We start from the raw sequence: 16,559 nt of genomic DNA on the forward strand, positions 1-16,559 counted from the left end.
GCCGGCACGGGGCCCGCACAGGATCAGTCGGGCACGGCGGCCGGGCTCAGGCCAGCATCAAGGCCGGGCCGGGCTGGCCCGAGGCTTCCAGCTGCAGCGCGGAACTGGACAGCTTGAACGTCGCGACCGTTTCGACCAGCCTTCGGGACTGGATGCTCAGGCTGGAGGCGGCCGCGGACATTTCCTCCACGAGCGCCGCATTTTGCTGGGTGGCCTGGTCCATCTGATTGACGGCCACGTTGACCTGGCTCACGCCCTGGCTCTGCTCGGTTCCGGCCGCGCTGATCTGCGCCACCGTCTCGGTCACCCGCTCGATGGAGGAAACCACTTCCTTCATCGTCTGCCCCGCGGCGCCTACCAGCACGGTCCCGGCCTCCACACGCTCCACGCTGGTGGCGATGAGGGCCTTGATCTCCTTGGCCGCCGCCGCGGAGCGTGCCGCCAGGCTGCGCACTTCCGAGGCCACGACCGCGAATCCACGCCCCTGCTCGCCAGCCCGGGCGGCCTCCACGGCGGCATTGAGGGCGAGGATATTGGTCTGGAAGGCGATGCCGTCGATGACGCCGATGATTTCGGAGATCTTCTTGGAGCTTTCGTTGATGCCGCTCATGGTGTCCACCACCCTGGACACGACGTCGCCCCCCTGCTTCGCGACCGTGGAGGCGCTCTGCGCGAGCACGTTCGCCTGCAGCGCATTCTGCGCATTCGTCTGCACGGTGGAATTGAGTTCCTCCATGGCCGCCGCCGTCTCCTCCAGGGCGCTCGCCTGGTGCTCCGTCCTGGTGGACAGGTCGCCATTGCCCGTGGATATCTGCGCACTGGCCGCCGCCACGGTCTCCGAGCCGCTGCGGACCTGGCTGACGATCCGGGTCAGCGAGTCCTGCATCACGGCCAGCGCCGCGAGCAGGGGACTGAATTCATCACGCGAGCCGTCCGTGACCGGGGTGGTCAGGTCGCCGTCCCTCACGCGATTGGCCACGGCCTGCGACGCGGCCACCCTGCGCCGCAAGGTGGCGCCGATGTGCCAGGAGAACAGCAGCAGCCCGATCGCCACCGCCGCCACGGCACTGACCAGCGCGCGAAGGGTCAGCTTCACGTCCCGTTCGATCTCGGCGAGGCTGGCTTTCAGCAGCCCGGCCTGGTGCTCCTTTTCCTTGGCGAGGACGGCAAGCACCGCATTGCGCGTGGGGATCGTGGAGGCCACCAGATAGTCAAACGCCGGCTCCTTCTTTCCCTCCTGGATCAACTGAAGGTTCTGCTCGGCCACGTTCCAGAACGCCTGCAGCCCTTTGGACAGCTCGGCGTTCAGGGCCCTCTCGGCGGCGGTGTCCGCGGCCTGCACGAAGCTGGCGAGGTCCGTGTCGATCAAGCGCTTCTTGTCGGCGATGTCCGCCAGCGTGGCCGCCAGCTCTTGCGGCGTGCGCACCAGCATCGCATGGCGCATCTGGAGCGAAGACCGCGTGACGTTCAGCTCCATCGCGCTGGCCTGGAGCTGGCGCGGCACCTCTTTGCCGGCCACGAGTTCTGTCTGGCGCGTGACCTCCCCCAGGTAGAGCCAAGCCAGGAGCACGATCCCCGCGAGCCCCGCGATCAAGAGGAAGGAAATGGCATGAAGGCGTCTGGCAATGCTCATGGTCTCACCTCTTTGGACGGCGGCGCTGCAAGCGCGGGCGGATCTGCAAACAATTGCAGCAATGGCGACAATTTGCAACCTGGCCGCGGTACGGCGGATTGAACGCGCTTATGGGACGGGGGTCAAGAGGATCCACCCGCTGCCGCCGGCGACGGACCGGGAGGGGTTGTCGGGCTATGCTGGAGACATGAACCAGCGCAAGACCTTGGTGATCGTCTATCACTCCATGACGGATGGCACGCGCCAGATGGCCGAGGCTGCGCGCGAGGGCGCAGCCTCCGATGCGGCGGTCGCGGTGCGGCTGCTGCACGCCGCGCAGGCGGGGCCCGCGGACGTGCTGGCCGCGGACGGGCTGATTTTCGCCACGCCCGAGAACCTGGCAGCCATCAGCGGTCAGCTCAAGGATTTCTTCGACCGCAGCTATTACGCCGTGCTCGACCACGTCAACGGCCGGCCCTATGCCAGCCTGGTCTGCGCGGGCAGCGACGGACACAGCGCGGCAAGGCAAATAGAGCGCATCGCCACCGGCTGGCGCCTGCGGTCCATCGGGGATCCCCTCATCGTTTGCACCCATGCCCAGACCCCCGAGGCCATCCTCGCCGTCAAGCACATCGGAGATGAAGATCTGCTGCGCTGCCGCACCCTGGGCGAAGCGATGGCTGCGGGGCTGGCGCTGGGTGTGTTCTAGAAGAACGAACGGAGCCCACCTTCCCGGAACAATCGGGTTCAATGACGCTTTGCACGAGACCGCAAATGACCCCCCTCCTGATCGTGGCTGTGTTGGCATCCTCGGCGGCCGCGGCCGCGGCCGAGGCGCCCTCATGGCTCACCGTGGTGGGAGACCCCGCCAATGCCTTCGTGGACACGCTGGAGGTGGATGCCACCAGCGCCATCGCATTTGAATCCATGCGCCTCGTCAAGCTCAGGGTGAACCGCGCCAGGCCACGCACGGGCTTTGATGACCAGCCCTACCACTCCTACTACTCCACGGCCGTGGTGGACTGTACCGGGCTGAAGGCGTGGCACCGCTCCATCGCCCTGTTCAGCAAGCCGCTGTGGCACGGAAAGATGCGCCTGGTGGAGTATGCCGAGAGCGACGGCCGCAACCTGGCCTTCGCGGAGATGGAGCCCAACCCCAGGGACCGACTGATCAAGGCCGCCTGCGCCATCGCGCTGCAGAGCCCCTGAAACCCTGGAGTTTTCTGCCGCGCCACTCTCCGCCCGGCCGTGCCAATTTTCTCGCCTCCCCATTGGCTGGCGGCTGGCAGCCCCGCCGAATTCTGCCGGCGTGGCCCGGGCGCATCAGCGCCGCATGCACAAGGCCGTCTGGCCCGGCATGCCGAAATCCGCCGGGCGCTTTCCGGTCTCTGACCCGGTCCTTTGGCGGGCTCCTACACCGGCCGCTGCCGCAGGATTCGATGATGGGGGTGTTTTCACTCCGGCGGCGGCAGGAACACTCTTCAGCTCCTCCCGCCTGCGCAACCAGGATGCGTGCACAGTGCGTGACCCCATTGCTACCACCACGGCCCCGATCGCCGCAATGCCGCCGACCGGCATCAAAGGCACTTCCCACCGGGTTGGCCCCCCTGGGAAACCCGCCGGTTGTAGGCGGACCGTGATGGCGGCCACCCCTGCATTCGGCAAGGCCGAAATCCAGGCGGCCGCGTTGAAGCCGAGCGCCACCGCGCTGGTGCTTGTCGATTTCATCAATCCGATGCGGTTTCCCGGCGCGAACGCCTTGCTGCGCGGCGCCCTGGAGGCGGCGCATGCCACGGCGCGGCTCAAGCGCCGGCTCTCGGCCCAGGGGGCGGTGGCCATCTATGCCAACGACAACTACGGGATCTGGAGGTCTGACTTCAAGGATCTGGTGAAGGCGTGCCAGGCCTTGCCTGGTGCGCGGGGCGAGATCGCCACCCTTCTGGCGCCGGGCGATGGCGACCTGACGGTCCTGAAACCCCTGCATTCCGCTTTTCACTCGACGCCGCTGGACCATCTGCTCAGGCAGATGCAAACGCAGCAATTGATCGTTGTCGGCCTGGCGGCGGACATGTGCGTGCACCTGACGGCGATGGATGCCTACATGCGGGGGTTCAAGGTATGGGTGCCCGCCAACTGCACGGCGGCCGAGCACGAACCGCACAAGCAGGCCGCGCTGCACCAGATGTCGCGGGTTCTCAAATGCTCCATCCGCAAGGCATGACGTTCTTCGCGGCCGTGCTCGCCCTGATCGGCCACGAGGGCCACCAGAACACCACCTGTAGGACGCGCCCAGCCGGCAAGCCGGCATTCCTCTGACGCCCGCTTCGCGGGCCGCTCGGATAGTCTAGCGATCAACCGCGCACCGGAAGGATGTCGATGCCGGTCGGTTTCACGGGTGCAGATCGAGACGGGTAAGCCTATGGACGTTTTTCAGCTGGGCGGTGCGTGGTGGGAGATGCCATTGCGGGCCGCCATCATCTATGCGGTGCTTCTCCTGCTGGTACGGATTTCAGGCAAGCGGACGGTGGGCCAGTTCACCCCCTTCGATCTTCTGGTGGTGATGCTGCTAAGCGAGTCGGTGTCCGCAGGTCTGAACGGTGACGAGAAGTCCGTCACGGCAGGACTGCTTTCCGCAACGACGCTGATTGCGCTGAATGTCGCCGTCGCGGTCATCACCTCCCGCAGCGAACGGGTTCAGCAGTGGGTGGAAGGCCGTCCGGTCCTGATCGGCAGCAACGGGGAAATCTTCACGGATGTGTTGCGCAAGCACCATGTACCGCTGTGCGACGCGCAGCGTGCGCTGCGTGAAGCGGACTGCGACCCGAAAGACATGCAATTTGCGTTTCTTGAAGCAGACGGGCACATCAGCATCCTGCAGAAATCCGGGAAGAATGCGTGAGGCAACCGCACCGGCGGGAGCTACCCACGCACCTTGCATGCCGCAGAGATCATTCCCTTGTAAGGCTCTCCCGGCACATCCTTGAACAGCACGGGGGCCTTGCCTTCGGCGTACTCCTCGCGGCCCACGGCGTCGCCCTTCCAGGCCGGCAGCCCATAGTAGGTGAGCCACACATACCACGCCGTTCGGGAAGGGCAATGGACCACCACCCTGGCATAGTACGAGCGGTACTTCTGCCCCTTGAAGGAAGTCCGGGTCCTGTCTCTTGAAACGCGCAGATCGAGTACCACGCGGTGGTCCAGGCCCACGGGCTCGGGGCGCACCTCGATCAGGTTCTTTTCACCCTCCTGGCGGTCGCCATGCAACGTGAACCAGACGTCCTCGGCCTGCGCCGGAGACGACATGGCGGCTATGCACAGGAAAGTGGCGCAGATCATTGGGAGAACCCCGCTCTGGGACAAGGCCGTGTGGGAGGGTGGCAGGCAAGAGGCCCCCGCGCGCCCTCAATGGCGCCAATGCGGCCTCGGCAGCAGTTTATCGGTGCTTGCCGCCACGTGGAGACCACCCACAAAAAAAGGCCCCGATGGGGCCCGTTGTACTGCCTTGCGCTGCGGTGAAAACACTTCCCATGGCAGCGGCACCCGCGAAGTGCCGCCACCATGGAAAGGCCCGCAACTGCGTCAATTCAATTACATGGCGCTGAATTCGCCGTGCGGGATCTGGCCGGTGCGCACGGCTTCGGCTGCCAGGGCGCGCACGGCGCTGCGGTCGGCCGTGGATTGGTAGGTCACCACGCGGGAGCCTGCTGGCTCCATGTTGTGGGTGCGAGCTTCGACAACGGCTTCCGCCTTCACTTCGGCACGGGTGCGGTTCGTATCGAACTGCAGGGCGAACTGCGAGGAGTCGGCTTCGTCGGCGTGGGCGCCAAAAGAGGCGAAAGCGGCAACAGCGGCGATGGAGAGGAAACGGGCGGTGGCGTTCATGATAGAAATCCTTAAAGAAAAGCGTCTCAAAAAAAGCCGGAACAAAGCGCGAAGAGCCATGCTCACGACTGCTTCAAACCGGGTTCGGTGAGTCGCCTTGCGGGTTCGGCTCATCGATGGGTTGAACTGTACGCCGGTGGCGTGCACAGAAAAACCATCTGGTCGCGAACTAACCGTTCCAGTATCGGAAACAATCTCCGGGAACCAAATCCAAGGCCGGGTTTCCGGCCGCACCGGTGAAGGCTACCCAGCCTCGGCGTCCTTCGGACGGCCCTCCTTCGCCGCGTGCGCCACCAGGTCAAGCGGCCCGCAGCTGGCTCTTGCGCTCGATGATCCGCGACACCAGTCCGTACTCGACCGCTTCCTCGGCCGACAGCCACCGGTCCCGCTCGATGTCCGCCAGCACCACGTCCAGCGGCTTGCCGGTTTCCCGCGCGATCGTGCGCGCGATGCGCTCCCGGGCCTTGACGATCTCGCGGGCCTGGATGGCGATGTCGCTGGCCGGCCCGCCGGAGCCGCCGCTGGGCTGGTGGATCAGAAAGCGTGTGTTGGGCAGGCAGTAGCGCCGCTCGCGGGGGGCCGCCAGGTACAGATGGGTGGCCGCGCTGCCGACCCAGCCAGTGCCGATCATGTTCACCGGTGCTGCGATGAAGCGCACCATGTCGTGGATGGCGTCGCCCGATTCCAGGTGTCCGCCGGGCGAGCTCACCAGCACGTCGATGGGTTCGGCGCTGTCGGCGTCCAATGCGATAAGCCGGCGCGCCACGTCGGCGGCCACCAGGTCGGTGACGGTGCCGAAGATCAGCAGGGTGCGCGACTTGAACGCCTTTTCCTCCAGATAGGAAGTGCGCGGCTCGGTGGCGCTGGGCGTCGTGGCGGTGTCTGGAGTGTTCATGGGCGGGATTCCTCGGGGTGGTGGAACTGCCTTGACGAACGAAGCGCGGATTTCGTGACACGCGGGCCCCGGCACGGCTGTGGCAAGATTTGCAGATGCATGATGAACGCCAGCCGGCCCTGATCGACGCTGACCGCCGCCGCCTGGTGCGCGCGGCCTCCCGCCTCCTGGGCCCCTCGGATGCCGAGGATGCCGTGCAGGACGCCTATGTCCGCGCGCTGGAGGCCGACGCGCTGGAACTCAACGCGGCCCAGGCCTGGCTGCTCACCGTGGTGCGCAATCTGGCCGTCGACCGCCTGCGCCGGCGCCACTGGATGCAGCAATGGCTGGCGCAAGCTGTCGCCAGCCACCCCGTGCATGCGTCGCCATCGGCCGAGATGGATGCGGCGCTGGCGGAGGATGCCTCCCGCGCGCTGCGCCTGCTCGCCGCCCACCTGGCGCCAGCGGACGGGGCCGTGGTGCTGCTGCACGAAGTGTTCGAGCTCGGCCATGCCGAGATCGCCCAGGCCAGTGGCCGGTCCGAAACCGCCAGCCGGCAACAGCTGCGGCGGGCACTGTTGCGGCTGCGGCGCGCGGGCAGCGGGTTGGAGCCTCGGCCATCGCCCGAACGCGAATCGAGCGAAGAGGTGGTTTTCCGCATGTTCCTGCAATCGCTCCGGCTGCGTGATCCGCAAATACTGTGGGCGATGCTCGGCCAGCCGCCAGTCAGTGCGTCTGCGCGGGCATGCTTGGCCGCCGCCGAAGCCATCTCCGCGCCGGCCGCGACCTCCTGTGGCGTGGTGCAGATGGGCGGGCAGCTTGGCCTGGTGCTCACGCTGGACGGCGTCAGGCTGTGTGTGCTGCCGCTGGGCGTGCAGACTGAGCACGAGCCGGAAACCGTGGCGCTCTAGCGGCCGCCGCCAGGCCCGCCCCCTCCAGGCCCGCGCGCACGATGGCCAGGTTCAGGGCCACAGGCGGCACGTGGCCCGGGTAGCCCGGGACATCCGCGCTATCTGGCAAGAAGCATGGGGCCTTTGGCCGCCAAAGGGGTGCACCTTGCGTACACTGGGCCCATGCCCGCCACCTTCCCTCGAACCGCCGCCGCCCTGACCGCACCGCTTCGCGCGGCGGCAAGGAAGGCGCACCGTCAGCCAGCGCCAGCACATTCCTGAGCCCGGCGGCACCTTTTCCCCCTTTCAGCGCAGACATCCACCGCCGGGCACCCGCCTTGCGCGGTAGCGGCCGCCTTTTGCCCACAGGGCAACGGCCGGACTCGATGGAGTGCTTTTCATGCATACAGCGGATCACGGCGGGCGCACGCTCACCGAACCTGACTTCCCTCGCCGGTCGCGGCTGAGAGTCCCGCAGCTTCCCGCATTCCTTGCGGACCTGCCCCACACCGCAGAGATCGTCCGCTCCCGCGCCCTGCATGCCGAGGTGGCCGCCACACATGGCGAAACGCGCGCAGCCACGGCCGCGAGCGTCCGCCACCCGCCCGAGGCCTGGGGCGACTACGCCAGGTAGCCCCGCGGCAAGCAGCCACCGCGGCCCGCGGTGCGCCAGATGCACGTCCCCTCGCCGATCTCCATGCCCGCCCCGGTCTCGCCGCGCATTGGCGCCGCCAGCCGGCGCCGCTCTTTCAGAAAGCAGTTTTCCCCATGATCCCTCGCTCCATCCTTGCCGTCACCGATTTCTCCCAGCAGGGAGGCCACGCACTGGCCCGGGCTGCGCTGTGCTGCGCCGAGCACGGTGCGACGCTGAAAATCTCCTACCTTGCCGACCCCGGCGAGGAGCCGCCTCCGGACACGGACGTGCGGCTGGCACATCACGCGGTGCAGCTGGGGCAGCGCCACGACATCGCGGTGCAGGCGGTAACGCAGGCCGCAGGCGATGCCGAACAGGTCGCACGCTGGGCGGCTGGCGCCGATCTGGTCGTGTGGGGCACGGCACCCGTGCGAGGCCTGCGCGCCTGGTTCACCACCCATCCGGCCCTCAGGATGCTGCGCGCTTGCCCACGCCCCGTCATCGTCGTGCGCAATCCGGCCCACCAGCCGTACCAGGGTCTGATGGTGGCCGTGGACTTCTCGCGGATGTCTCACGGCCTGGTCGACCTGGGCCTTGCGCTCCATCCCTCGGCACGGGTCGAGCTCTTTCACGCCATCAGCACCGCCGACGAAGGAAAGCTGCGGTATGCCGAAGTGTCGGAGCGCGCCATCCAGCTCTACCGCGAACAGTGCCGGCGCTCCGCGCAGGACAGGATGGTCACATTGACGGATTCGCATGATGCACGGCGCAATCGGCTGTCGTCCTCCATCGGGCGGGGAGACCCCGTTCGCCAGATTCTGGTGCAGCAGCAACACAGCGCGGCGGACCTTGTCGTCGTCGGCAAACACCCGGCTTCGATGGTGTCCGACCTCCTGTTCGAGAGCGTTGCACAACGCCTGCTCCGGGAGGCACGCGTGGACGTGCTGGTGGTGCCACACGGCTTTCGACCCGCGTCCCGCACCTCTGCCGTGGAGCGGCTCGCGCCCGACCTTCCCGTGCGCCGCGTCAGGGCGGGCGCCCCACTGCGGCCGCACGCACCCGGCGCGTCGCCTCGACGCCAGAGCCCCTGACACGCCCGCCCAGAGGCGGGTCTCCACCAGGCAAGGAATGCTGTGGCCGGTCACCTGAGACGGCGGGGACGCAAGGGGCGCCCCCCGCCCCCGACGATGCACGGTGGATGAACACCCACAGTTCGCTCCAGGGCGAACCGTGCTCTCGCGCCAGCGGGCAGCATCGGTGGTCCTGCGGTCTTCACCGCGCCCGCCACTCTTGTCCGCATGCCTTCCACCCGCCGCCCCGTCTTCTATGGCGACACCGTAGTCCGCGCAGCCTTCGTCATTGCACTGCTGGGATGGGGCGCGGGCTTCTACGGCCCGCCAGTCTTCCTGCACGCGGTCATGGCGCGCACCGGCTGGTCCCTGTCCCTGGTGTCTGCTGCGGTCACCTTTCACTTCCTGGTGGGTGCAGGGGTCGTGATCTGCCTGCCAGGATGGCATCGCCGTTTCGGCATTCCCGCGGCGACACAGGGAGGCGCCATCGTGCTCGCGCTCGGAGTCGCTGGATGGGCCGCCGCGGCACAGCCCTGGCAGCTTTTTGTCGCGGCGGCATTGACCGGCGGTGGCTGGGTTCCCCTGGGGGCAGCAGGCATCAACGCGATCATCTCGCCCTGGTTCGTGGCGCGGCGGCCTCTCGCGCTGGGCAGGGCATACAACGGCGCGAGCGTGGGGGGCATGGTGTTCTCCCCCCTGTGGGCGGCCATGATCGAACGCTACGGATTCCCCGTGGCAGCGCTTTGCGTGGGCACCGTGCTGGTGGGGATGGTCGCGATCATCGCGCACACGGTGCTGCCGAAGTCACCCTCCACACAATCGCCGTTGGCGGATGGAACCGATGGCAGCGATACGGAAGCAGGCGCGCCCCCTCCAGCACGGGACGGCACTCTTCGATGGTCGGACCGGGGCTTCCTGACCTTGGCGGCGGCCATGTCGCTGGGATTGTTTGCCCAAATCGGACTGATTGCCCAGCTCTTCTCGCTCATGGTGCCGGGGTTGGGAAGGCAGCAGGCCGGCGCCATCATGGCGTTGGCCACGGGGTGCGGAATGGGCGGGCGCCTGGTGATGGCCCGCGTGGTGGGGCCACGGGCCAACCGCAGGCTTGCCGCGGCATGCAGCTACGGCGTGCAGGCCGTGGGGACTGCGCTGATGCTGCTTGCGGGCGCGCACCATGCAGGCATCCTGGTTCTGGGCATCATTCTGTTCGGCCTGGGTATCGGGAATGCGACCTCGATGCCACCGCTCATCGCGCAATCAGAATTCGCCCCCCCGGAGGTACCACGGGTCGTTGCGCGCTGCGTGGCGGTGGCCCAGGCCCTCTACGCGTTCGCCCCCATGGTTTTTGCGGCGGTGCTCAGCCACGGGGCAGCGGGTGCCCCGCTGCTGGGCACCAACACCGGGCCTTTTTTTGCCATGGTGCTCTTGCTCCAGGTTCTTGCCGCCGCCTGTGTCCTGGCGGGTGGGACGGCCCCGGCGCGCCGCAGGTGAAAGCGTAGCGTCGGACTCCGGTTCATTGCGGCTTGCGGCATACCGGCCCTGGCGCGGCGGCCATCATGCAAGCTTGCCCATCCGGTTTTCCGTGCGCAGGCGGAAGGACTCGGAAAACTCGTAGGAGGACACAGGGCGGCTGAACAGGTAGCCCTGCCCTTCCTGGCAGCCGCAATCCTTCAGGTAGTCGCGCTGCATTTCGGTCTCCACGCCTTCCGCCACGGTTTCAAGATCGAAGCTCCGGGCCATGTCCAGAATGGCGCGGACCACCGCGGTATCCCGCTCTGACTCGGGCGTGCTCTGGACGAAGGAACGGTCGATTTTCAAACGCGTCACCGGGTACTTCTTGAGGAGGCTGAGCGACGCATAACCGGTGCCAAAGTCGTCAAAGGCGATACCGACGCCCATGCCCTTGATTTTCTCCAGCACGCCCAGCACTAGATCGTCGTCATCGAGAACGATGTTCTCGGTCACTTCCAGCTCCAGGGCATGCGGGGGCAAGCCATGCCTCTGCAAGGTGGCAGCCACCTCCGCCGCCATGTCGTTCACCCGGAACTGGGCGCCAAACAGGTTTACGCCGATGCGGAAATCGGTGGCGCCGCAGCGGCGCCAATGCGCTGCCTGCGCACAGGCTTCGTCGAGCACCCAGAAGCCCACCACCGATGCCAGGGGCCCGTTTTCCAGCGCGGGCAGGAATGCAGCGGGCGAGAGCAACCCGCGTTGTGGGTGCTGCCAGCGAATCAGGGCCTCCGCACCGCGCAGGGAGCCATCGCTCAGCCTGATCTGGGGCTGATAGAACAGCACGAACTCGCCCTCGCTGACGGCGCGGTGCAGCTCGATGCTGTACAGCCTCCGGGCCGTCGCCTCCATGCGCAGAGTCGCGGCATACGCGAAGACCTGCCCTCGCCCATAGCTCTTGGCCTTGAACAGGGCGAGGTCCGCGTTGCTGAAAAGCTCCAGTGCTTCCTGCGCATCGCCCGGCGCCGCGGCCAGTCCGCAGCTCGCGGTGATGCGGATTTCGTGCACGTTCACGCTGATGGGCTCGGCAAGGCTGTCGACGATGCTCCGGGCCGCCGCCATCGATTCCCGATGGCTGGTGCAGCCGGGGATGAGAACCGCGAATTCATCGCCGCCGGTGCGCGCCACGGTGGCCAGCAAAGGCACGCACTCGACCAGGCGCTGGGCCGCTTCGCGCAAGACACCGTCGCCCACGCCATGTCCCAGGGTGTCGTTCACGTCCTTGAAGCCGTCGATGTCGACAAGCAGCAGGCATGCCCCGGCGGATCCCGCCAGTGCTTCTTCCATGCGCCGGTACAAGCTCGCGCGGTTGGCCAATCCCGTGAGGAGGTCGGTCGTGGACAGCCGCCGGAGCTCCGCGGACTGCCCTGGGTGGCTCGACAGGTCCTGCAGATGGGCGTGGAAGGTCAGCTTGCCTTTGTCGCGCCAGCAAAAAAGCGCCACGCCCAGCGGGAATTCCGAGCCGTCCTTGCGCACCCCGGCCAAGCCGTCGGGAACCACCAGCCCGTCCGCCGTGCCGGCGGCGGCGGCCTGCGCAATGAGGCCTCCCACCGCGGCGCGGTGGCGCTCCGCCAGGAAATCCACGACCAGGCGGCCCGGACCGTCCGCCGGAACATGGCCGAAGATGGACGCGGCGGCCTTGTTCCATGCCATGACACGCAAGCTCTCATCGAACCAGACCACCGCCGTGGGCGAGGTTCGCGCATCGTCCTCGAAGGGCCGCCGGGCGCGTTCGGTGGAGTGTTCCAGCCTGCGCAATTCCAGACGGTCGCAGGCCATCTGCGCGAGATCCGCGAGCCGCGCACGGTCGTCGTCCGAGAAGTCGAAATGGGGAACACTGTCGATCACGCACAGCGCGCCCAGCGCCAGCCCGCCAGGGGAGTACAGCGGCACTCCCGCATAGAACCGCACGCCGGCGAATCCGGTGACCAGCGGGTTGTCATAGAAACGCGCATCCCGGCTCGCGTCCGGCACCACCATGACCTCATTCCTGGCGATGGCGTGCGCACAGAACGATACGTCCCGCCGCATGTCCACGCGCTGGCCTTCGAACCCTGTGCTGGCCGCGAAGAACACATGGTCGTCGCCAATGAGGTTCACGGCCGCAACGGGCATGCCGAAGATCCTGGCCGCGATCTGGACGACCGCGTCAAGGCTTGGCAAAGGGCGATCACCATCAAGTCCGTAGTCGGAAAGCGCCTGAAGGCGGGCTGCTTCCGACTCGAGAATGGGGGGACACTTCAATGCAACATCCTCCAAAAAGACGCCGCCCGCCGCTACGCGCAACGGTGCTTGCCAGTGGCTTGCCGGCGGGAACGGCACCTCAATATCGTCAAATCTCCACCTGGCCGCAAGTTTTTTTGGCACCCCTGGTCCTGCGGGCCAAGGGTTGCGAGCACCGCGCAGGGATGGGGCTTTCGCCGCGGCCTGCGGGCGGGCCTAGGACACGAACCGCTTGAGCGCCTCTTCAAACGCGGGCACGTCCGCCCCCACATGCGTGGTGTTGTACTCGGCCTTGTGCATCACCAGGCCCGGCAGGCTCTGCGAGGCCATCTGATTGAAGAGGGGGATGCTGACCAACGGGTGATTGCCGCCGCTCGCACCCGCCAGGAACAGCGTTGTGGGCAGGGGTTTGCCGTCGATCTGCTTTTCAAACGCCAGCACGCCGGCGGGGCTGGTGTGCTCGCCCACGCTGCATTCGGTCGAAAGGTAGTGTGAAAAGCTGGGCGCCACGCCTGCGCGGGCCTCCAGTATGAGTGCCGCCACCACAAAGTAGCCCCCATGGGACAAGCCTGAGAGGGCCCTGCGCCTGGGGTCGGCGCGGTACTGGCGCTCCACGGCGGGCACCAGTTCCTTCACGATGAAGTCGAGGTACCTGGCCGCACCGGGCATGAGGAAGTCGATGCCCCGCCATGCAGTGCCCCCAATGCCCACCAGGATGGCCTGCGTACCCAGCCGCTGCATCACCGCCTTGAACGTGTCAAAGCGCGAGATATTGGGCCCTCCGTACTGCGCATCGCCCTCGGTCGCATAGATGACGGGCAGCGTGGTTGTGCCCGTGGCATAGGCCTGCGGCAAAAAGACCTGGATGGGGTACGTGCTGCCATTGAAAGCCGACTTCATGGTCGAGTTGATCACCTGTCCCACCTCTGGCGGCGCCTCGCCGTCGCCCGAGCCTCCACCGCATGCCGCCAACGTGGCCGCGACCGCAATGAGCGCCGCGCGGCGCGTCTGCTGGAATTCTGTGTGCACGTTCTGTCTCCTCCTGTCGGGGCATTGTGACATCCGGGTTCGCGGCGCGCAGGGGCTCTACCGGAGGCGGAATGATTGTTCTCAATACTGGAACAGTTAGTTCGCGACCAGGTGGTTTTTCTTTGGATACCCCAGGCGTACAGTTCAACCCATCGATGAGCCGAACCCGCAAGGCGACTCACCGAACCCGGTTCAGAAATGGTTTTTGTCCCGGCTTTTTTGAGACGCTTTTTTAACTTCAAGGATTTTCATCATGAACACGACCGCACGTTTCCTCTCCATCGCCGCTGTGGCTGCTTTCGCTTCTTTCGGTGCCCAGGCCGATGAAGCCGATGCTTCGCAGTTCGCCACCAAGTTCGAAACCAACCGCACCCGCGCCGAAGTGCAAGCCGAAGCCGCCACCGTGGCACAGACCCGCTCCATCGAACCCGCCGGTTCGCGTGTGGTGACCTACAAGTCCACCGCCGACCGCGCCGCAGTGCGTGCCCAGGCCGCTGAAGCCGTGCGCACAGGCCAGATCCCTTCGGGCGAATTCAGCGCCATGTAATTGAATTGACGCAGTTGCGGGCCTTCCCATGGTGGCGGCACTTTGCATTTGCGGGTGCTGCTGCCATGGGGAGTGTTAACTGAACCGCAGGGGCGGGCAGGCAGATCGGGCTCCCTTTGGGAGCCCTTTTTGTTGGCACCAGGAGAAAGCGCGAGATGACGAAGGCCACGCGTTTTTCCCGGCATGGGGGAGACCCTGGAGATCCAGCGCTGGGGCGGCGGCCTTGCAAGCCACCACCGCCGGCTTAAACTGCCTGCCTCGCACAGCCGCCATCCGTTGCCGTCAATCCCATGCAGCAAACGCCCGACCTTCCCCAGCGCCTGCGAATTTCCTCTCGCGACTACACGGGGCGCGACAAGGCCGAGGCGCTGCGCGAGCTGTTTGGCCGCGCGCTGATGCGCGTGGACCTGTGGCCCTGCGAAGGTGCCGCCCCGCTGGACTTCACCGTTACCCTGATGCCCCTCGGGGCAGGGGCCGCCTATGCGCACAGCGCGCACACGCCTGCGCATTTCGAACACAAGCCCGCGCACCTGGGGGCCGGGGCGGACGACCTCTTGCTCACCACCACCCAGGACGGCTGCGCCATCCGCACCACAGGCGGCGACCTGGAGATACCGGCGGGTGGCTTCGTCCTGCACTCGAAGGCCCGCGCGCACGAGTTCATCCATCTCTGGGGCGGGCAGACCTCCAGCCTCCAGTTGCCCCGGGCCGCCCTGGCGCAGCAGGTGGCGCGGCTCGAAGAAGCACCGCTGCGGCTGCTGCGTTCCGACATGCCCGAGCCCGCCCTGGCCATGGGCTATGCGCAACTGCTGGCCGGCAGCCCCGCGCTCTCCGAACCCCTGCTGCAATCGGCCCGCTCGCACTTGCAGGAGCTGATGGCCAGCATGCTCACGCCTGCAGGGCAAGGCACGCAGCCTCCCGGGAGCGACGCGGTGGACGTGCCGCGCCTGGCGCTCATCCAGCGCGACATCCTGGCGCGCATCGCCCAGCCCGAACTGAGCCTGGCGCAGATCGCCCGCCTGCACCACCTCACGCCACGCCAGGTGCAGCGCCTGTTCGCGCGCGAGGGCACCTGCTTTTCGGACTTCGTGCGCGGCGCCCGGCTGGAGCGCGTGCGCGCCGCGCTGGCCGACCCCGGCCAGCGCCACCGCCGCGTGCTGCAGATCGTGCTGGACAACGGCTTCGACGACTTCTCCGCCTTCAGCCGGGCCTTCCGGCGGCGCTTCGGCATGACGCCCACCGACGTGCGCGCAACGGCCTGACACGGCGTGCGCCACGGGCGCGCACATGTCGTTTTGAACAAGGCGATTGTCGTTGCCGGCAACGACGCGGCGCGGCGCATTCCCAAGAATCGCCGGCATGACCGCTTTCATACCTGCCCGGCTCCTCGCCACCCTCGCCCTGCTCGCCGCCACCAGCGCGCAGGCCGCCATTCCTCCATCGCAGCGCCAGTACCTGATGGACTTCTACTTCGCCACCAATGGCCCCAATTGGCTCAACAACAGTGGCTGGGGCGGTGTGCCGGGCACCGAGTGCAACTGGGCGGGCATCGCCTGCGACGCGGGCGAGACCACGGTCACCGGCATGACATTCGTCTCCAACGCCATGTCCAGCACCCCACCCGGCACGCCGCTGCCTGACTGGGCGGCGCTGCCGGACCTCACGTCCATCAGCCTCACCGGCGGCGGCCTGACCGGCCCCGTGCCGCCCATCGCGGGGCTGACCCAGCTGGCGTTCTTCAACGTGGGAAACAACCAGTTCACGGGCCCGCTGCCCGACCCCTCGGGCCTGCAGCACCTCACGCGCTACATCACCGCGATGAATGCCTTCACCGGCCCGCTGCCACCGCTCACCGGCCTGCCCGCCCTGGAATGGTTCCTCGTGCGCGACAACCAGCTCACCGGCGCCATCCCGCCGCTCGCCGGCATGCCTGCGCTGCAAATCCTGTCCGTGCAGAAGAACCAGCTCACCGGGCCCATCCCCGCACTGCCTCCCGGCCTGCAGGTCCTGGTGGTGGACCAGAACCAGCTCACCGGCCCCCTGCCCACGGCGCCCAACTCGCTGCTCACGGGCCAGTCCATCCTGTGCCCCAATCCACTCCCCCCGTCGGCCAGCACCGACTGGGACGCCGCCACCGGAGAGACACCCTGGCACGCGCAGTGCAACGGCGCGCCCCCGGGGCCGGCCACCCCCGTGCCCACGCTGGGCCAATGGGCGCTGGCGCTGCTGTCGCTGGCCGCCGCCACGCTGGGCCTGCGGGCATTGCGGCGCAGGCAGGTTTGAGGCTTT

General features: G+C 67.2%; 17 protein-coding genes. 11 read left to right on the plus strand and 6 right to left on the minus strand.

Annotated features, from left to right (window positions below; genetic code table 11):
• Nucleotides 1-46 precede the first annotated feature (46 nt).
• The gene (locus tag ACAM51_RS09355) at nt 47-1,633 is read right to left on the minus strand and encodes a methyl-accepting chemotaxis protein (protein WP_369643379.1); all 1,587 of its coding nucleotides are present in this window, start codon (nt 1,631-1,633) and stop codon (nt 47-49) included.
• Between the two features lie 187 nt (nt 1,634-1,820).
• Between ACAM51_RS09355 and ACAM51_RS09360 the strand changes: the two genes are divergently transcribed.
• The 4 genes from ACAM51_RS09360 (at nt 1,821) to ACAM51_RS09375 (ending at nt 4,511) form a co-directional block, all read left to right on the plus strand.
• Nucleotides 1,821-2,321 (plus strand): flavodoxin family protein, encoded by a 501-nt coding sequence (locus ACAM51_RS09360; RefSeq protein ID WP_369643380.1) that lies wholly within the window; start codon nt 1,821-1,823, stop codon nt 2,319-2,321.
• Between the two features lie 65 nt (nt 2,322-2,386).
• Complete coding sequence (locus ACAM51_RS09365; protein WP_369643381.1) at nt 2,387-2,821, plus strand: surface-adhesin E family protein; 435 nt, start codon at nt 2,387-2,389, stop codon at nt 2,819-2,821.
• Nucleotides 2,822-2,945: 124 nt separating this feature from the next.
• Complete coding sequence (locus ACAM51_RS09370; protein ID WP_369643382.1) at nt 2,946-3,833, plus strand: cysteine hydrolase family protein; 888 nt, start codon at nt 2,946-2,948, stop codon at nt 3,831-3,833.
• Nucleotides 3,834-4,031: 198 nt separating this feature from the next.
• On the plus strand, nt 4,032-4,511 hold the full coding sequence (locus ACAM51_RS09375) for a DUF421 domain-containing protein (protein ID WP_218339758.1): 480 nt from the start codon (nt 4,032-4,034) through the stop codon (nt 4,509-4,511).
• Between the two features lie 20 nt (nt 4,512-4,531).
• On the opposite strand, the gene ACAM51_RS09380 is transcribed toward ACAM51_RS09375, so the two are convergent.
• The 3 genes from ACAM51_RS09380 to ACAM51_RS09390 form a co-directional block, all read right to left on the minus strand.
• Nucleotides 4,532-4,915: a surface-adhesin E family protein gene (locus tag ACAM51_RS09380; protein WP_255591045.1), complete on the minus strand. Its 384-nt coding sequence runs from the start codon at nt 4,913-4,915 to the stop codon at nt 4,532-4,534.
• A 285-nt stretch (nt 4,916-5,200) separates the two neighbouring features.
• Nucleotides 5,201-5,494, minus strand: coding sequence for a DUF4148 domain-containing protein (locus ACAM51_RS09385; RefSeq protein ID WP_369643383.1), 294 nt, complete (start codon nt 5,492-5,494; stop codon nt 5,201-5,203).
• Between the two features lie 298 nt (nt 5,495-5,792).
• The gene (locus ACAM51_RS09390) at nt 5,793-6,389 is read right to left on the minus strand and encodes an ATP-dependent Clp protease proteolytic subunit (protein ID WP_218296154.1); all 597 of its coding nucleotides are present in this window, start codon (nt 6,387-6,389) and stop codon (nt 5,793-5,795) included.
• A gap of 95 nt (nt 6,390-6,484) precedes the next feature.
• Here ACAM51_RS09390 and ACAM51_RS09395 point away from each other — a divergent pair, with 95 nt between their 5' ends.
• The 4 genes from ACAM51_RS09395 (at nt 6,485) to ACAM51_RS09410 (ending at nt 10,453) form a co-directional block, all read left to right on the plus strand.
• Entirely contained in the window at nt 6,485-7,279 is a 795-nt protein-coding gene (locus tag ACAM51_RS09395; protein ID WP_369643384.1) for a sigma-70 family RNA polymerase sigma factor, read from the plus strand.
• Between the two features lie 379 nt (nt 7,280-7,658).
• Nucleotides 7,659-7,892 carry a hypothetical protein gene (locus ACAM51_RS09400; protein ID WP_369643385.1) on the plus strand — a complete coding sequence of 78 codons (234 nt, stop codon included), beginning with the start codon at nt 7,659-7,661 and terminating at the stop codon, nt 7,890-7,892.
• 134 nt (nt 7,893-8,026) lie between these two features.
• Complete coding sequence (locus ACAM51_RS09405; protein WP_369643386.1) at nt 8,027-8,983, plus strand: universal stress protein; 957 nt, start codon at nt 8,027-8,029, stop codon at nt 8,981-8,983.
• A 207-nt stretch (nt 8,984-9,190) separates the two neighbouring features.
• Entirely contained in the window at nt 9,191-10,453 is a 1,263-nt protein-coding gene (locus ACAM51_RS09410) for an MFS transporter (protein WP_369643387.1), read from the plus strand.
• Nucleotides 10,454-10,516: 63 nt separating this feature from the next.
• Here the strand turns inward: ACAM51_RS09410 and ACAM51_RS09415 are convergent, their stop codons facing one another.
• Together ACAM51_RS09415 and ACAM51_RS09420 are read right to left on the minus strand one after the other, a co-directional pair.
• A complete protein-coding gene (locus ACAM51_RS09415; RefSeq protein WP_369643388.1) occupies nt 10,517-12,586 on the minus strand; it encodes a putative bifunctional diguanylate cyclase/phosphodiesterase in 2,070 nt (689 codons plus the stop codon).
• Between the two features lie 324 nt (nt 12,587-12,910).
• Complete coding sequence (locus ACAM51_RS09420; protein WP_218339765.1) at nt 12,911-13,723, minus strand: alpha/beta hydrolase-fold protein; 813 nt, start codon at nt 13,721-13,723, stop codon at nt 12,911-12,913.
• A 253-nt stretch (nt 13,724-13,976) separates the two neighbouring features.
• Here ACAM51_RS09420 and ACAM51_RS09425 point away from each other — a divergent pair, with 253 nt between their 5' ends.
• The 3 genes from ACAM51_RS09425 to ACAM51_RS09435 all read left to right on the plus strand — a co-directional run bounded on the left by ACAM51_RS09425 (nt 13,977) and on the right by ACAM51_RS09435 (nt 16,553).
• Nucleotides 13,977-14,270, plus strand: a complete 294-nt coding sequence (locus ACAM51_RS09425) for a DUF4148 domain-containing protein (protein WP_369641186.1) — start codon at nt 13,977-13,979, stop codon at nt 14,268-14,270.
• 290 nt (nt 14,271-14,560) lie between these two features.
• Nucleotides 14,561-15,532, plus strand: a complete 972-nt coding sequence (locus ACAM51_RS09430) for a helix-turn-helix transcriptional regulator (protein WP_369643389.1) — start codon at nt 14,561-14,563, stop codon at nt 15,530-15,532.
• Nucleotides 15,533-15,629: 97 nt separating this feature from the next.
• Nucleotides 15,630-16,553: a leucine-rich repeat domain-containing protein gene (locus ACAM51_RS09435; protein ID WP_369643390.1), complete on the plus strand. Its 924-nt coding sequence runs from the start codon at nt 15,630-15,632 to the stop codon at nt 16,551-16,553.
• Nucleotides 16,554-16,559: the final 6 nt, after the last annotated feature.

Origin of the sequence: Acidovorax sp. A79 (assembly GCF_041154505.1) — a bacterium.
Taxonomy (GTDB): domain Bacteria; phylum Pseudomonadota; class Gammaproteobacteria; order Burkholderiales; family Burkholderiaceae_C; genus Acidovorax.

What these genes read in the sequence shown, in the direction of transcription:
- ACAM51_RS09355 (WP_369643379.1), bottom strand. Translation starts at nt 1,633, where the DNA reads ATGAGCATTGCCAGACGCCTTCATGCCATTTCCTTCCTCTTGATCGCG.
- ACAM51_RS09360 (WP_369643380.1), top strand. Translation starts at nt 1,821, where the DNA reads ATGAACCAGCGCAAGACCTTGGTGATCGTCTATCACTCCATGACGGAT.
- ACAM51_RS09365 (WP_369643381.1), top strand. Translation starts at nt 2,387, where the DNA reads ATGACCCCCCTCCTGATCGTGGCTGTGTTGGCATCCTCGGCGGCCGCG.
- ACAM51_RS09370 (WP_369643382.1), top strand. Translation starts at nt 2,946, where the DNA reads ATGCACAAGGCCGTCTGGCCCGGCATGCCGAAATCCGCCGGGCGCTTT.
- ACAM51_RS09375 (WP_218339758.1), top strand. Translation starts at nt 4,032, where the DNA reads ATGGACGTTTTTCAGCTGGGCGGTGCGTGGTGGGAGATGCCATTGCGG.
- ACAM51_RS09380 (WP_255591045.1), bottom strand. Translation starts at nt 4,915, where the DNA reads ATGTCGTCTCCGGCGCAGGCCGAGGACGTCTGGTTCACGTTGCATGGC.
- ACAM51_RS09385 (WP_369643383.1), bottom strand. Translation starts at nt 5,494, where the DNA reads ATGAACGCCACCGCCCGTTTCCTCTCCATCGCCGCTGTTGCCGCTTTC.
- ACAM51_RS09390 (WP_218296154.1), bottom strand. Translation starts at nt 6,389, where the DNA reads ATGAACACTCCAGACACCGCCACGACGCCCAGCGCCACCGAGCCGCGC.
- ACAM51_RS09395 (WP_369643384.1), top strand. Translation starts at nt 6,485, where the DNA reads ATGCATGATGAACGCCAGCCGGCCCTGATCGACGCTGACCGCCGCCGC.
- ACAM51_RS09400 (WP_369643385.1), top strand. Translation starts at nt 7,659, where the DNA reads ATGCATACAGCGGATCACGGCGGGCGCACGCTCACCGAACCTGACTTC.
- ACAM51_RS09405 (WP_369643386.1), top strand. Translation starts at nt 8,027, where the DNA reads ATGATCCCTCGCTCCATCCTTGCCGTCACCGATTTCTCCCAGCAGGGA.
- ACAM51_RS09410 (WP_369643387.1), top strand. Translation starts at nt 9,191, where the DNA reads ATGCCTTCCACCCGCCGCCCCGTCTTCTATGGCGACACCGTAGTCCGC.
- ACAM51_RS09415 (WP_369643388.1), bottom strand. Translation starts at nt 12,586, where the DNA reads ATGCCCGTTGCGGCCGTGAACCTCATTGGCGACGACCATGTGTTCTTC.
- ACAM51_RS09425 (WP_369641186.1), top strand. Translation starts at nt 13,977, where the DNA reads ATGAACACGACCGCACGTTTCCTCTCCATCGCCGCTGTGGCTGCTTTC.
- ACAM51_RS09430 (WP_369643389.1), top strand. Translation starts at nt 14,561, where the DNA reads ATGCAGCAAACGCCCGACCTTCCCCAGCGCCTGCGAATTTCCTCTCGC.
- ACAM51_RS09435 (WP_369643390.1), top strand. Translation starts at nt 15,630, where the DNA reads ATGACCGCTTTCATACCTGCCCGGCTCCTCGCCACCCTCGCCCTGCTC.